This window comes from Nocardia sp. NPDC059236 (genome assembly GCF_042754085.1).
GTDB lineage: Bacteria > Actinomycetota > Actinomycetes > Mycobacteriales > Mycobacteriaceae > Nocardia.
Genome location: NZ_JBHZAF010000103.1, coordinates 798 through 1,134, shown reverse-complemented (window position 1 = coordinate 1,134; position 337 = coordinate 798).

Genomic DNA, 337 nt, shown 5'->3' with positions numbered 1-337 from the left:
CGACGATGACTGCGTAGATGAGGCCACTGCTGCTCACCCTCACACGGTAGAGGGGATCGCATGAGCCCATCTGCCAAATAGCCCGGTGTGTCGCACGATCTGGCTGATCCCTCGAACTTTTTTTGTGACTGCTCGTCCGGGCTACGCGGAAATGGCCGATAAATGGCCGGGCAGGGGCTGGCTATCCCGACAATCCCACAATTCGAACGTTTATTTTATTTCTGTCGAGCGACCGGGCTGCGAACGGTGCCAGCGGGCCAGCAGACCCTCTGGAACCTCCTCCGCCGTCAGGGCGAACACCAGATGGTCGCGCCAGGCGCCGTCGATGTGCAGATAG